12 protein-coding genes are annotated in these 15,065 nt (G+C 39.3%); all 12 read right to left on the bottom strand.

All coding sequences use genetic code 11. The features are described 5' to 3' along the window. Positions 1-39: 39 nt before the first annotated feature. Positions 40-789 (bottom strand): PEP-CTERM sorting domain-containing protein, encoded by a 750-nt coding sequence (locus H4J73_RS20570; protein WP_259367940.1) that lies wholly within the window; start codon positions 787-789, stop codon positions 40-42. A 196-nt stretch (positions 790-985) separates the two neighbouring features. After that, positions 986-1,453 (bottom strand): terminase small subunit, encoded by a 468-nt coding sequence (locus H4J73_RS11885; protein WP_182223736.1) that lies wholly within the window; start codon positions 1,451-1,453, stop codon positions 986-988. 19 nt (positions 1,454-1,472) lie between these two features. After that, positions 1,473-1,877: a hypothetical protein gene (locus H4J73_RS11880; protein WP_182223735.1), complete on the bottom strand. Its 405-nt coding sequence runs from the start codon at positions 1,875-1,877 to the stop codon at positions 1,473-1,475. Further along, positions 1,877-3,388 (bottom strand): YfjI family protein, encoded by a 1,512-nt coding sequence (locus H4J73_RS11875; protein ID WP_182223734.1) that lies wholly within the window; start codon positions 3,386-3,388, stop codon positions 1,877-1,879. Before H4J73_RS11875 ends, H4J73_RS11880 begins: the two co-directional genes overlap by 1 nt. After that, on the bottom strand, positions 3,376-4,323 hold the full coding sequence (locus H4J73_RS11870; protein WP_182223733.1) for a toprim domain-containing protein: 948 nt from the start codon (positions 4,321-4,323) through the stop codon (positions 3,376-3,378). Before H4J73_RS11870 ends, H4J73_RS11875 begins: the two co-directional genes overlap by 13 nt. Positions 4,324-4,325: 2 nt before the next feature. After that, positions 4,326-4,598, bottom strand: coding sequence for an AlpA family transcriptional regulator (locus tag H4J73_RS11865; RefSeq protein ID WP_182223732.1), 273 nt, complete (start codon positions 4,596-4,598; stop codon positions 4,326-4,328). 99 nt (positions 4,599-4,697) lie between these two features. Next, the gene (locus H4J73_RS11860) at positions 4,698-5,441 is read right to left on the bottom strand and encodes a hypothetical protein (protein ID WP_182223731.1); all 744 of its coding nucleotides are present in this window, start codon (positions 5,439-5,441) and stop codon (positions 4,698-4,700) included. A gap of 158 nt (positions 5,442-5,599) precedes the next feature. Next, positions 5,600-6,811: a site-specific integrase gene (locus tag H4J73_RS11855; protein WP_182223730.1), complete on the bottom strand. Its 1,212-nt coding sequence runs from the start codon at positions 6,809-6,811 to the stop codon at positions 5,600-5,602. A gap of 184 nt (positions 6,812-6,995) precedes the next feature. Beyond that, positions 6,996-7,859, bottom strand: coding sequence for a YicC/YloC family endoribonuclease (locus H4J73_RS11850; protein ID WP_182182203.1), 864 nt, complete (start codon positions 7,857-7,859; stop codon positions 6,996-6,998). 118 nt (positions 7,860-7,977) lie between these two features. Then, positions 7,978-8,733 (bottom strand): ABC transporter substrate-binding protein, encoded by a 756-nt coding sequence (locus H4J73_RS11845; protein ID WP_182223729.1) that lies wholly within the window; start codon positions 8,731-8,733, stop codon positions 7,978-7,980. 233 nt (positions 8,734-8,966) lie between these two features. After that, complete coding sequence (locus H4J73_RS11840) at positions 8,967-10,382, bottom strand: FAD-dependent oxidoreductase (protein ID WP_182182201.1); 1,416 nt, start codon at positions 10,380-10,382, stop codon at positions 8,967-8,969. 33 nt (positions 10,383-10,415) lie between these two features. Further along, positions 10,416-14,876: a glutamate synthase large subunit gene (gene gltB / locus H4J73_RS11835; RefSeq protein ID WP_182182358.1), complete on the bottom strand. Its 4,461-nt coding sequence runs from the start codon at positions 14,874-14,876 to the stop codon at positions 10,416-10,418. Positions 14,877-15,065: the final 189 nt, after the last annotated feature.

The following is a 15,065-nucleotide window of genomic DNA, read 5'->3' as shown; positions in this document are numbered from 1 at the left end:
GTATGACTAATGATGAACGTCAGTTTAAATCTCTATATATTACTGTTTTTTAAAGCGTCGCGAAGCTAAGCCCATAATGCCTAATGCGAAGATGGCTAGTGTTGATGGTTCTGATACTGTAGTGAGTGTCGCCTCATAATGATACTCTAACCCTATTGTGCCTTTAGTTATTGCTGTAGCGTAAGAATCAACTAATTTTTCATGGTTATAGCTAAGACTTGATATGCGGTCTGTTTGCCAATTCGGTCCATCTTGAATTTGGGCATCGTAAAAAGTCATATGTGATGAGAGAGACACTTCAAACGGTGTAATATTAGTTACTTCTGCAAATGGTATTGAAGGCTCAACCCAGGTCTGTCTTTTGCTGTCATAATATTCGCTACTAGTAAAACAGAGTAAATTGGAATCCGTATAACAAAATGGAGCATCGTGCACTGAGTACATTGGGGCATTCAATAACTGACTGCCAACATAGTCCACATTCGTATCATAATCGTATGCTAAAACCGCATCACCACCAGCTTTTTCCATTTCTACTGAAAGAACAAATTGCAGCTCAAAACTGGAAAATATCCTGAGGTTAACAGACATTAAATTGCCTAAACTCTCATCAAAGCTATCAAAGTAAAATACTTGTGAATTAGAAGTTCCATTATGAATAGTGCTAAAACTATCTCTAAACTCATAATCTCTTGTTTGAGTTATTAAACCAGCATTTGCAATACTTACCACACTACAAATTGTTAGAATTAGTACCTTGAACACTATACATAGGTATTTAAAAATCATTTGTTATTCCTTTAACCTGTTCGTTGAAGAGGAAGAATATAACAAAACTTGACCACGGGCCACCTATACTCACCTGATATATAATATAAATTTAACGAAAAAGGGCGCCATATATATTGTTCGAAGTAGCCATCCATCATATAAATGCCCCCCGCCATGTTTTTGAATTTGGTCCATGGGGGGGCTAATATTACTTTTATTTTCTCCGAGTATAATACTCTTCTTGTTCGCCAACTTCTAACGGCGGCATCCAACAATTATCCTTCGGCAAAAGGCCATTACGGTTCGCCGCATTATTAGCGGTGATGTCGCGGATAATATCATCAACAGTCGTTGTCACCTGAACATCAAGATAAAGCCCAGAAACCTTCGCGAGTTTGTCCCATGCGTTAACACGCGCGGCTGAAGTGCTACGTTCGCCTCTGTCCATCGCTTCTTTCAATAAACCGGTTAATATCATTTCACGGTTAATGAAAGTTTCGGCGGATAGTTTATCTAAATGCATTTTAATAGCGTTACGGATGTCAGGTTTGGTTAATAGTTCGCTAGCTATAGAACGAGATGTCTTTTCAGAATAACCAGCGCTAATTGCTGCTCTGCTCGCATTGAAATCAGTTACATACTCTTCAATAAAACGATCTTGCTTAGTGGTTAGTTCATGCATGGTTTACCTCTTTTTTGTGTTAATCATATTGGCTGATGTGCTTTGTGACTTGAAGCAACCAAAGGTTGGCGGTTGCTCTCGCCTTATTTTCTTTTTTTATGTTGTTAGCTTCTTCTGTGTAGGTAAGTAAATACAGGCGGGCATATTCATCGGCTAGTAATACTTGTCTATGTTGTGCAACTCTTTTTAATCGACGCTTTATCCAAGTAGAATCACCATGAGGCTCTTCGTTACAGTGGTGAAGTGGTAGACCAATACTATCTACTAAGTAGTGATGTTCTGCTTCTACACTGTTGTTTGTAAAATTTACAGAATGCTCATCTGAAGTAACCACAAAACCTACAGAACTGCGTGCATCTGTGTTTAGTAGGTTTTGTGGTGGTGACAAGCGAACCTTTTCTACTTTATTTTGCCACCTTCCCATTACATATCTTCTACTGCCGAACTCCAATAAAACACCCTAGAAGGGCGGCCGCCACTCGCCCCAATGACAGACTGTTGCTCAGTTAAATAGTTGTGGTCAACAAGCAACTCAAGAGCTTCATAAATGTCTTTAGTGCTACCAACTCCGCTCCAGCCTGTATTCGTAATATCACGAGCTTTAAATGGGACAGGTAATTTCTTACGCCGTTTATAAATGAGCTTTGCGATCTCAATGGAAAAATTATTAGCCCATGAATAAATTCGATTCGCATGACTAATTAAGTAGTCGGCCCAGTCAAGTGCCATAGCTATTGCTTCAACACTAACTTGATTGCTCGGTTGGGCCGTTGAACTGTCTTTATTTGTTTTAATAATATGAAATATTAATGCGATAGCAGTTATTGATTTAGGTAGCTTCATTAAATAACTAGACATAATTGCTGAAGTCTCATCGTTACGAGCTTTCCGCTGAATTTCTTCCATCCAAGTAATAAATAATTGCTGTGCTTCATCACTAAAATGGTGTGCCTTAATTACTGGATTGTAGTTATGTAAACTGGTAAAGGATGCTTTATACGCTTGCCATGCAGACTCATCAGGTTTTTTATCACGCCACTGCCAATTTTTTATTTGATCAGGCCAAACAGCTAATTGAAGTCGTTGAATTAAACCATCATCACTCGTTCCGTTGGCTGCTCCACGTATAAGAGGAGCTAGTTTTGATGGTTGAATACCACCAATGAGACTTAGCGTACAATTCTCTATTATGATCGTGCCTCTCATAATCCTATCAACTTTGTAAGTGGCATCGCCGTCGAAGCATTCCAAGTAAAAAGCACGGTCAGTTTGATATTCTTCTTTTGCTAATTTAGACAGCAAACCAGAAATCTCATCGCGTACCAACAACAAACCATTTCGGTTTTGAGCAAGTAAATCGCCTAGTTTTTCAATAGTCGTATCATTAATTACAATACGTTTTAAAGTAGGTGGTTCTACTTCGTCTGTATTGGCTTCAGCAATTATTTCTTCAGCTTGGCTTTTTTTATCTTCTTCTTTTCCTTTTAATAAGTTAAAAGCTCGGGCTTCTGCGGCTTTTATCGATATTTTGGCAACAGAGGAGTCGACTTTGAATTTTAATTGCTCCTCAGCATGTAATTCTTGGTAGCCTTTTTCAATGTTGGTTAACGGTTTTACTGCCTCTTTGATCGAAGGCGTTTTCATTGCGCTTGGTGGGCCGATAATTAAAGCCCAAAGATTAGGTGTAACCTTCCAATTATCATGCTGCTTAGGACAAATATGTACTTTATTACCTAAAACTGCGGCCAAAGCGCCCAATGCAGCAACAGCGAGGAAGTCAGGTGGCGATTGATGCCTTTCAGCGGTATCACGAACAAAAGATTTAAGTTCTAGAGGTAACAAGCTGTAATCAAATGGTATTACATAAGGTTTTCCATTAGGTAATGGAATTGTTTTTATTGGCGATACAGTACTTGCAGTTATTATATTTTCCATTGCTTCATCCCTCCCTCATTCGATAGTAAATAATCGTTCCAATCAGTTAAGTTCGCTTCACGTTGTTTATCTGTAAAAGGAGGGATGCAGGTAAATCCCCCAACAGAACTAGCGGCTTCTTTTGCTTTATCAGTACCAACATTAATGCCCGTTTTCATTTGTGTGCACCAATCATCATCACCAGCGATAATAATCTTGGCTAACGGCCAGCGCTTTCTTGCTAATAAAGCGACGGCTTTCAGATTTCCCGCATTCATAGCCGCTAAAACCAAATCACTTGTAATACAATGTACAGTTGCCGCCGTAGAAAAACCTTCAGCTATGTATAGTGTTGTTAAATCGGGATCTAGTTCGCCTACCGGAAAACATAACCCTTTTACACGGCCTCCTCTCATAAACCGTTTTTCACCATTAGGGTAAATTGATTGAATATTTTCAATATCGTTACTGATGCTTTGTATATTTAAAAGCGGAATAAGAAGCCTGCCATTTTTTATCTTTATTCCTGCAATTGAATTTACCCTTTTTGCCTTTAAATATGGGTGGGATGTGGTTGCTTTGCTTGAGTTATATAACTTGGCAGCTTTTTGGGCAGTGACACGTTGCTCTTGCTGTTCATTGGCTAACATTTTAACTTTAGCTATTCTACGTTCATGCCTTTCTTGCTCTAGCTGAATTTTATTTTTATATCTCTTACTGTGTTGCTCGTATTGCCACACTTTTTTCAAACCCGTCTGCCAATCACCAATGACTAAAAAGTCACCTATAGGATCGCAGATATACCAGCCATTACGCTTTTTTGGTTGTGTATAGGTTTTTACACGATGTAAAGTGCCATCTTGAATGATGTGATCTACATCTAGGCCAAAGTCGTTAGCGAATTCAAGCACTACGCCTTTAATTTCATTGTTAGAAACTCTGCTTAGGTAGCCCATGACTAACATGCTCCCGTAATTTTTTTGCGTTGTTCGGTCAATTTAGCGACTAATTTTTTTATTTCGGTAGAATCTAAACCGGCAATAAGTGCTCTGTTGATTGCATCGATTTCGAATGATGGCCAACCGACTCTTCGCAATCCAATGGCAATAGGTGGTGTGATTTCTTGATTCTTTACTTTCTCGTAAACGGATGATTTAGGTAGACCAGTTCTGATCATTACATCAATTAGTCTGAGAATTGTTATTGATTTTTGTTGAATGTTCGTTTGCATCGTATCGGCTCCTTTTAGCTTTTGTTGGATACGATACGAAGGTTAAACGGAAGGGATATTTTGTGGGGTAAGTGCCAAAAGAAAGGTGGTAATTGCCACTTAGAAATTATCAGGTTCAAGCATTTTTAAACATGCGGATATTTTTTTTCGATTTGACTCATTCCCTATACCAGAAGTGTCCATCCCTTCTGGTATAATTAATTCAAGACGGTCTGCAATGGCTTTAGCGCTAGGCTTTCCCATATGCTTTAAACTATTACCACTTTTATTTGCTAGTTCAAAAAGTACAAGGCCAAGTAACTTTCTTAGGTTTTCTATCTCTTTAGACGACTCTGGTTTTGATGCTTCTACTGGTACTTTACGTACCGTGATATTTTCAAACTCAATTATATCGCTTAATTTAACAACAATATCCTTTGTACTTACTTTCGGATATATCATTGTTTCAACGCCTTGAGGTAAATTAATGTCTATGCAATCGTGAATAGATAGCATGGCTCTAGTAATAGAGGCTTTACCATTTTTATTAATTAAAGCTAGCTGATCTTCTGTTAATGTTGCTAAGCGTAATAGAGGGGCGTTTTTATGCTCTGGTTCCGGTATGGGGATTAATGACTCAAAGCTTGCTTTTCGTCCGGGACAATAATAAATATCATCAACAGTCACAAATTCAAAGATTGATATATTACTTAGGTTAAGAGTATCAGACTCTATTTTACAAACTACCCAGTCGAAATTAAGCTTTAATTTACCAGAAATCCCAAGGTAGAGTATATCATCAACAGAGCAAAGCCATTTTTCAGATAACTCATTTATAGTGTGCCATTCTTTTTCTATTACCATAATAATTTATTATTTATGGCGAAAGGTTTAAGCAAATGCCATAAACCCTTTAAAATGAAAATTAGTTGAAACTACAACGAGAATTTTAAAATACGTCTTCAGACATAAAATGTCAAGAGTCATATTTGAAAGGTGGTGAAACCTATAATTCTATTGTGTTAATCAACAAGAGGGGAGATTATTGATGAAAGATTTTCTAACGCCTCACGCCTCTCATCAAGATAGTCATATTGATTGTAAACACCTTCAACACCTTTTAACTTGTGGTTTAAGCATCGCTCTGCAACATGGCTTGATACTCCATTGGCGGCTAAAAGGCTCCTGCATGTTCTACGTAGGTCGTGGACAGTAAAATGTGGCATATCACCCATTTTATTTGGCGGTTTCTTCTTCTTCCCCGGCTCGCGACCAAATAATTTACTAATAGCACGGTTAAGCGTATCTGCACCCATGTAAGGGTGTTGACTATTTCTTCTGTTTGGAAAAACATATTTTGAGTCGAACGCTCTTACTTGTAGCTCTTTAAGCCATTTAACCGCAACTGTCGGCAAAGGTATTGTTATTGGTACACCTGACTTACTTCTTTCTTTAGGCAGCTTCCACGTCGCTTCGCTTAAATCAAATTCTTGCCACGGTGCTTGTGCTAATTCACTTTTTCTTACGCCCAAAGTAACCAGCAGTGCACACGCTAGGTAATTTTCTCTACTAAAGCTATCACTATTTTCTCTACAAATTCGAAAGAATTTTACCAACTCGTCTTTTGATAGAAATCTATTCTTACTTTTTTCTTCTCCACCGGCATCGGAATAAGAAAAAGCACTCGCGGGATTATTGTCAATAACATCTAGTTTAATACCATGGTTAAACAGTTGCTTACAATAAATTAAAGCATCGTTAGCAATAGTAGGCCGATTAGATTTTACTATGGCCTGTAAGACCGTTCTTATGTCTCTCGCAGAAATCTGCTTTAACGATGCTTGCCCAATGTGCGGAGCAATATCTTTACGGTAAACTCGCTCAGGAATTGTTGGGAACTTTAATTTTTTAACTAAAGTTGGATACCAATCAGCAAATAAGTCATCAACTGTTTTTATGGAAATCTGTGCTTCGCGCTTACGAGCAAGTAATGGATCTAAGCCATTACGATGCTGAAAACTTGTTTCGGCAGCTTTAGCGCGAGCGTCAGCTAGTGACAGATCAGCACACCTACTTAAAGTCATTTCTTTACGCTTACTGTTGGCGGTATAACGTAACATCCAATATGGTTTCCCTGATTTTGGCACAACAAGATATAACCCATCACCATCAGCAAATCTGCCAGGAACGCCTTTAATTTTTGCTTCAACCGCCTTTACTGTTAATTTACCCATTAGTATCTCTATCTTTAGTGGTGGGTATTTATGCTTGGTTTATTTGTGTAATGATAAAGCTCGCCGAATTACCCACCTTTACCCACCAGATTTAGTTAGGAGTAGTCAGCCTTTCTCAGATTTAAGATATAAAAAAACCCTTTAAAAGTAAAGGGTTTTGATTTTAACTAGACTTGCTTAGGTCTTATTCTATATTCGCGATCTGTTCACGCATCTGTTCAATAAGTACTTTTAATTCTACGGCTGAGTTGGTGATATCAACATTAATCGATTTAGATCCTAAAGTATTAGCTTCACGATTAAATTCTTGCATCATGAAATCTAGACGACGACCTTGAGCGCCACCTTTTTTAAGAATACTCTTTGTTTCTTTTACATGACTAAAGAGGCGATCAATTTCTTCATCAACATCCATCTTTTGCGCAAGTAAGACGAGTTCTTGCTCAACTCTGCTTGAATCAAGCTCAATTTTCGCATCGGTGAACTTATCGGTGATCCGCTTACGTTGCCATGCAATAATTTCTGGCATAAACGCTTTAACTTTTTCAGATTGCTCAACAATACCTTCAAGGCGTTGTTCTATTAGTACTTTTAAGTTTTCTCCTTCACTTGCGCGTGCATCTATAAAGTCTTTCAGCGCTTGTTCAAAACCCACCAAAATCTCTTTTTGAATAATAGTCATGTCCGCTTCTTCAGCTTCCATAACTCCGGGCCAGCGCATTATTTCTAAAGGGTTTAACTGACTATTAAGTGTCTGTTCGTTGATCCAACTTGCGTGCTGAAGCAGTTGTTCAGCTAAGCCTTTATTAAGTGATAAATTGTTTTTTGCTGACGGGTTAGCACTGAAGCGCAAGCTACACTCTACCTTTCCACGGTTCAACTGTTTGCGAAAACGTTCACGCAATGTGGGTTCAATACTGCGAAATTGCTCGGGTAAACGGAAGTAAGTTTCCAAAAATCGTTGGTTTACAGAGCGGATCTCCCAAACTGCATTACCCCAATCACCCTTTACTTCAAAGCGAGAAAAAGCCGTCATACTATGGATCATATTGTTGTCCGTTTGCTTAATGTAGAAATTAAAGTAATTATGCCAAACGCGTGATCAGGTAGCTACTTTATTTTCAAAGGGATAATAATTGAGGTTTATTTATCTCAAAGTGAAAGAGTTAATATAACTTCCACTTTTTTTTAATTTTTGCAAGTTGGCCACTGGTGACTAATTGTTTAAATGCCGCTTTATATTTTTTTATCAATACGGGTGAGGTATTAAGACTAAAGGCAATACTGAGTCTGTTATTTAAAGCAGCCACTTCGTTCAACCTTTGTAGTTCATTAAAGTTATAGCCAAGATTTTTAGCTCTGGTTTCTATGGTTATTTTTGTCGCCAGAATTAGGTCTACTCGGTCAATAAACAACATATCCATATTTTGTCGTTCGTTAGCAAGCAGGTATATATTTGAAAAACCTTGAGCAATTAAATATTGTGCGGAGTTTGAATTTCTTGAGGCAGCGATCTTTAAGTTCTTTAAGGCAGATACTTGGTAATCGGTTTTTGTGTAATGCTTTTTTAATCCCCAAAAGTATAATCGCTCTTTTTTTAGTGCCCCGATCCAATGAAATTTTTTATTTCTCATTTGCGTATGAGCAATAGAGTAAATTAAAGTATTTGGTTGATAAAGCGCAACTTCGTATGCTCTAGCCCAAGGCATTATTTGAATGCTAGCCTGGTCTTTTGTTATTTTAAATAAAGCTTCAACTACCTCTGTAGAAAAACCACCTAAGCTGCCATCTGCTTTTTCAATTTGATAAGGCTCTAGCAGTTCAGTAACCACATCGATTTCTTGGGCTTTAGCATCGAATGTGACTAATAAAGCGATAAGGAGGACGGTAATCATCGTTAAAAATTTTTTATAAAATTGCATCATATATTTTTTAGTATCGCGACCTTACTGGGTAACAACACTCCATTTTTTATAGACGGTTAACCACAAAATAATCAAGGAGATCTTTGAAAAAAGTTAACACTCTACAATGAATAATATTTTATTTTACCTTTAAATAATAGCGCACTTTATTTCAATGAGTGATTATTTTGTGTAAATGTAGACATAAAAAAAGCAGCCTAAGCTGCTTTTAAAAGAAATTAAGCTATTTTTTAACTGAGGACGAAGTCTAAAATACCAATGGCTGCTTTTCGACCTTGATCAACAGCCGTAACCACAAGATCTGAGCCTAGTACCATATCGCCACCGGCAAAAATATTTTGTTTAGTGGTTTGTAAAGCAAATTCACTATTATCTGCAGCTAAAACGAGTCCGCGTTTATCTATTTCAACCCCTGCATCTTTCATCCACTGTGGTGGACTGGGTAAAAAACCAAAAGCAATCACTACCGCGTCAGCTTCCATTATAAATTCACTACCCGCTATCGGTTCAGGGCTTCTTCTGCCTTTTGCATCTGCAGCACCTAGTTGAGTTTTTACAAATTTAACACCACAAGCGTTACCATCTTTATCAACAGCAATATCAAGAGGTTGTAAGTTGAATTGAAAGTTTACGCCTTCTTCTTTCGCATTTTGAACTTCACGGGGTGAACCTGGCATGTTGGCTTCGTCACGACGATAGGCACACGTGACTTCGGTAGCATTTTGACGAATAGAGGTACGTACACAATCCATTGCCGTATCGCCCCCACCGAGAACAATCACTTTTTTGTTTTCAAAACTGACATATGGCTTGGCATTTTCAGTAATTTTCATCAAGTTTTGCGTGTTACCAACTAAGAAATCAAGTGCAGTGTAAACACCTGCCGCACCTTCTTGCTCGAAACCACCTGTCATATCGGTGTAAGTGCCAAGTGCTAAAAATACAGCGTCGTAGTCTTCGCTCAATGACTCAATGGTTACATCAACACCTACGTTGATATTTAAACGAAATTCAATGCCCATACCTTCAAAAATTTCACGACGTGTTTGAATAACATCTTTTTCTAATTTGAACGAGGGAATACCAAAAGTGAGCAAGCCACCTATTTGGGCATGTTTGTCGTAAACAACCGCGTCGATACCATTACGTGTTAGTACGTCAGCACAAGATAAACCAGCAGGGCCTGCACCAATAACTGCGACACGTTTGTTCACTTTTACTACGTTCGATAAATCAGGTTTCCACCCTTGTGCAAATGCAGTGTCGGTAATGTACTTTTCAATATTACCGATAGTAACAGCGCCAAAATCTTCGTCTAACGTACAGGCCGATTCACAGAGTCTGTCTTGTGGGCAAACACGGCCACACATTTCGGGTAAGCTATTCGTTTGATGGCACAAGTCAGCAGCTTCAAAAATCTTCCCCTCGGTAACCAACTCTAACCATTGTGGAATATAATTGTGAACAGGGCATTGCCACTCACAATAAGGGTTACCACAATCTAAACATCGGTCTGCTTGGCCAGCACTTTGGTCAGTACTTAATGGCTGATATATTTCAACAAAATTTATTTTACGCTGTTCAATTGCTTTTTTAGGCGGATCGATGCGCTTAACATCGATAAATTGATAAACATTTTTACTCATACTGTTTTCCCTTAATTCGCATTCTCGACACGACTACTGTGCTTGAACGCGAAGTTCAGCAGATGAACGGCTACGATGACCTAATAAGGTTTTAACATCAGTTGCCGTAGGTTTAACTAATTTAAATCGCGGTGCGTAGGCATCAAAGTCAGCTAAGATTTCTTGAGCACGCGCACTGCCGGTTTCATCAAAATGTTGGTTAATAATACCGCGTAAATGTTCTTGATGAATTGTCAGGTTGCTTATCGGTAATAACTCGATTGACTCACCATTTAAACGAACATCTAAATCGCCAGACTCATCAAATACATAAGCAAAACCACCGGTCATTCCTGCACCAAAGTTTACCCCAACTTGACCTAGAATAGTTACTATGCCGCCGGTCATGTATTCACAAGCGTGATCACCAGTACCTTCAATTACCGCATGAGCCCCTGAGTTACGCACTGCAAAGCGTTCACCTGCACGCCCACAACCATAAAGTCTGCCGCCAGTTGCGCCATATAAACAAGTATTACCCATGATCATCGTTTGATGACTTAAATACTCAACACCTTTTGGTGGTTTAATTGTCAACTTGCCGCCAGTCATCCCTTTACCAACATAATCATTAGCATCACCTGTGAGGGTCATTTCTAAGCCACCAGCATTCCAGACACCAAAGCTTTGGCCTGCCGTGCCATTAAGATGGATTTTAATTGGAGAAGACGCCATACCTTGGTCGCCATGATGACGAGCAATTTCACCTGATAATGAAGCACCCACAGAGCGATCGGTATTTTGTATTGAAAAACGGAATTCGCCACCTTTACGATGTGATACAGCATCAGTACACGTGGCCAGAATCTCTTTATTCAAAACGCCCTTATCAAACGGGTTATTATTTTCTGTTTGATAAAGAGCCGTATCAGCACCCGCAACAACCGGGGCAATAATGGGTGACAAGTCTAATTTTTGTTGCTTAGCTGTTAAGCCCGTAAGCTGCACTAATAAGTCGGTTCGACCAATTACTGCGGTTAAGCTTTCAACCCCTAATCGCGCTAAAATTTCACGAACATCATGAGCAATAAACTTAAAGTAGTTCATGACTTGCTCAGGGAGACCTTTGAAGAATTTTTCACGCAATACATCGTCTTGCGTCGCAACACCTGTCGCACAATTGTTTAAATGGCAGATACGGAGGAATTTACAACCCAGTGTCACCATTGGTGCAGTACCAAAGCCAAAGCTTTCTGCGCCTAAAATGGCTGCTTTAACAATATCGATACCGGTTTTTAATCCGCCATCAACCTGTAAACGTACTTTATGGCGTAAACCGTTAGTCACTAATGACTGATGGGCTTCAGCTAAACCTAACTCCCAAGGACAACCCGCATATTTTACTGAACTTAGTGGGCTAGCAGCTGTACCACCGTCGTAACCTGAAATGGTAATAAAATCAGCGTAAGCTTTAGCAACACCAGAAGCAATTGTTCCAACACCTGGTCCTGAAACGAGCTTCACTGAAATAACCGCTTTAGGGTTTACTTGTTTCAAATCGAAAATAAGCTGAGCTAAATCTTCAATTGAATAGATGTCGTGATGTGGAGGTGGAGAAATTAGCGTAACACCCGGTACTGAAAAGCGTAACTTAGCAATTAAGGGTGACACTTTATCACCGGGTAATTGACCACCTTCACCGGGTTTTGCGCCTTGTGCAACTTTAATTTGTAGTACATCAGCATTCACTAAATAGTGTGGTGTGACGCCAAAGCGACCAGAAGCGATTTGTTTAATACGTGAATTTTTTACTGTACCAAAACGACGTTCATCTTCACCCCCTTCACCAGAATTTGAATAACCGCCTAAACGGTTCATGGCGATAGCCAAGGCTTCATGAGCTTCGGGGCTCAATGCACCAATTGACATAGCTGCACTGTCGAAGCGTTTGAACATTTCAGTTTCAGGTTCTACCTTACTGATATCAATTGACTGGGCATCTTCTTTAAAACCCAATAAGTCACGTAACGTGGCTACTGGGCGGTTATTTACGTGATCAGCAAACAGGCGATAATCAGCGTAATCGCCTGACTTAACTGCTTTTTGTAAGTAGGTCACAACATCAGGATTAAAAGCGTGATATTCACCCCCGTGTACATATTTGAGTAACCCGCCGTGATTGACTTTCTGATGCGCTAAAAAGGCTTTGCGCGAAAGGTTGATGTTGTCTTGTTCTATATCTGAAAAATCAGCACCCTGAATACGACTTGGTAAATCAGGGAAACACAACTGCATAATATTTTGATGCAAACCAATCACTTCAAATAAACCCGCACAACGATAGCTGGCAATAGTTGAAATGCCCATTTTAGATAATATTTTTAATAAGCCTTTATTGATGCCATCGCGATAGTTCATTACGGCTTGGCGAGCGGTTAACTCAATTTGTCCTTGGTCAACTAATTGTTCAATGGTTTCAAAAGCAAGGTAAGGGTAAACAGCAGTTGCGCCAAGTCCCAGCAGCACTGCAAAATGATGAGAGTCCCTTGCTGCTGCTGTTTCAACAATAATATTAGAGTCACAACGCAGTTGTGTTTCAACTAAACGTTGTTGCACGGCACCCACTGCCATAGCGGCGGGTATAGGTAACATACCCTTATGAATTTGACGATCTGAAAGTACCAAAATAACGGTGTTCATATCACGAACCAATGTCTCCGCTTCATCACATAATCGAATAATTGCCGCTTCTAAACCTTCTTCTTTATCGTAATTTAATGTCAGCGTGTCGCTGCGATAATGTTCAGGGTCAAGGTTTCGTAGTTGCTTTAAACCTGTATACATAAGTATAGGGGTTTCAAATAAGATGCGGTTAGCATGACCGGTGGTTTCGTTAAAAACATTATGCTCGCGGCCGATACAGGTACCCAGTGACATAACGTAGCGTTCACGTAATGGGTCAATAGGCGGGTTTGTTACCTGTGCAAACTGTTGACGGAAATAGTCAAAAATTGTGCGAGGCTGGCTTGAAAGTACAGCCATTGGAGTATCGTCACCCATAGAACCTGTTGCTTCCATGCCATTTTCAGCTAATGTTTTAACAATCTGATGGATCTCTTCATAGCTGTAATTGAACATTTTATGGTATTGCGAAATAGCTTGATCGTCAAAAACACGCTTACCAATGAGCTCAGCATCTAGTTGATGAAAAGGTATCAAGCGTTGTGTGTTTTTATCTAACCATTCACGGTAAGGATGACGAACTTTTAATTCTTCATCAATATCGCTAGAGGTAAATATTTTTCCAGTGTAAGTATCAATAGCAAGCATTTCGCCGGGGCCAACACGCCCTTTTTCAACCACTTCATCTTCACCGTAATCCCAAATACCAACTTCAGAGGCTAAGGTAATGAAGCCATCACGAGTAATAACATAACGAGCAGGGCGTAAGCCATTTCTATCTAAATTACAGGCAACATGGCGACCATTGGTCACCACAACACCTGCAGGGCCATCCCATGGTTCCATATGCATAGAGTTAAATTCGTAAAATGCTTTTAAATTTTCATCCATTAACGGGCTATTTTGCCAAGCTGGGGGCATTAATAAACGCATACCACGGTATAAGTCCATGCCACCAGCAATGAATAATTCCAACATGTTATCTAAGGATGATGAATCAGAGCCACTTTCGTTAACAAACGGGGCAGCGTCTTGTAAGTCAGGTAATAAAGGTGATTTGAATATGTGTGTACGTGCTCGACTCCACTGGCGATTACCTTTAATTGTGTTAATTTCACCATTATGTGCTAGGTAACGAAAAGGTTGCGCTAAGTACCATTGGGGTGATGTGTTGGTTGAAAAGCGTTGATGAAATACACAAATTGCGGTTTGCATGCGGATATCAGCAAGATCTAAATAAAAATTCGGTAAATCTACAGGCATCATTAAGCCTTTATAGATAGTGACCAAACACGATAAACTTGCCACATAAAAAACGCTATCATCAATACGTTTTTCTGCTCGACGACGTGCCATATATAAACGGCGCTCTAAATCTCGATTTCTCCAACCAGGAGGAGCGTCAACAAAGACCTGCTCTATTTGTGGCATATTATTTACTGCCGTTTCACCTAATATTGAGGTATCAGTTGGCACTATGCGCCAACCAATTAAGGTCAGCGTTTCACGCGCTAACTCTTCTTCAAGAATTTTTTTACTTAAAGCCGCTTGAATCGGATCAGGATTGAGGAAAATCATTCCTACAGCGTATTTTCTGCCAAGCTTCCAGTTGTTCTCTTCAGCAATAGCTCGAAAGAAAGTATCGGGTTTTTGCATTAACAAACCACAACCGTCGCCCGTTTTACCATCGGCAGCAATACCACCACGATGTTGCATACGGTCAAGGGCATGAATGGCCGTTTTTACAAGTTTATGGCTGGCCTCACCTTGTTGGTGAGCAATTAAGCCAAATCCGCAGTTGTCTTTCTGAACGCTGTGATCGTAAAGCATGATGTTATTTTCTCCTCAAGAAATAACCACTTAAGCACAGAGAATATAAAGAAAGAATAAAGTTATACAAAAATTGCATAAATACTCTGTTTTCACTTAAGTGGAACCTTTCACATTAAACACTTATCGCTAAAAGGTCAATCAAAATAGAGTATTTGCTCGTAGTTTTTTTACATGACTCTAGACCTATGT

Source organism: Colwellia sp. MB3u-41 (assembly GCF_014076845.1).
Lineage (GTDB): Bacteria > Pseudomonadota > Gammaproteobacteria > Enterobacterales > Alteromonadaceae > Colwellia_A.
Note: the sequence above shows the minus strand (reverse complement) of the source record. Positions and strands in the feature narration are given on the sequence as shown.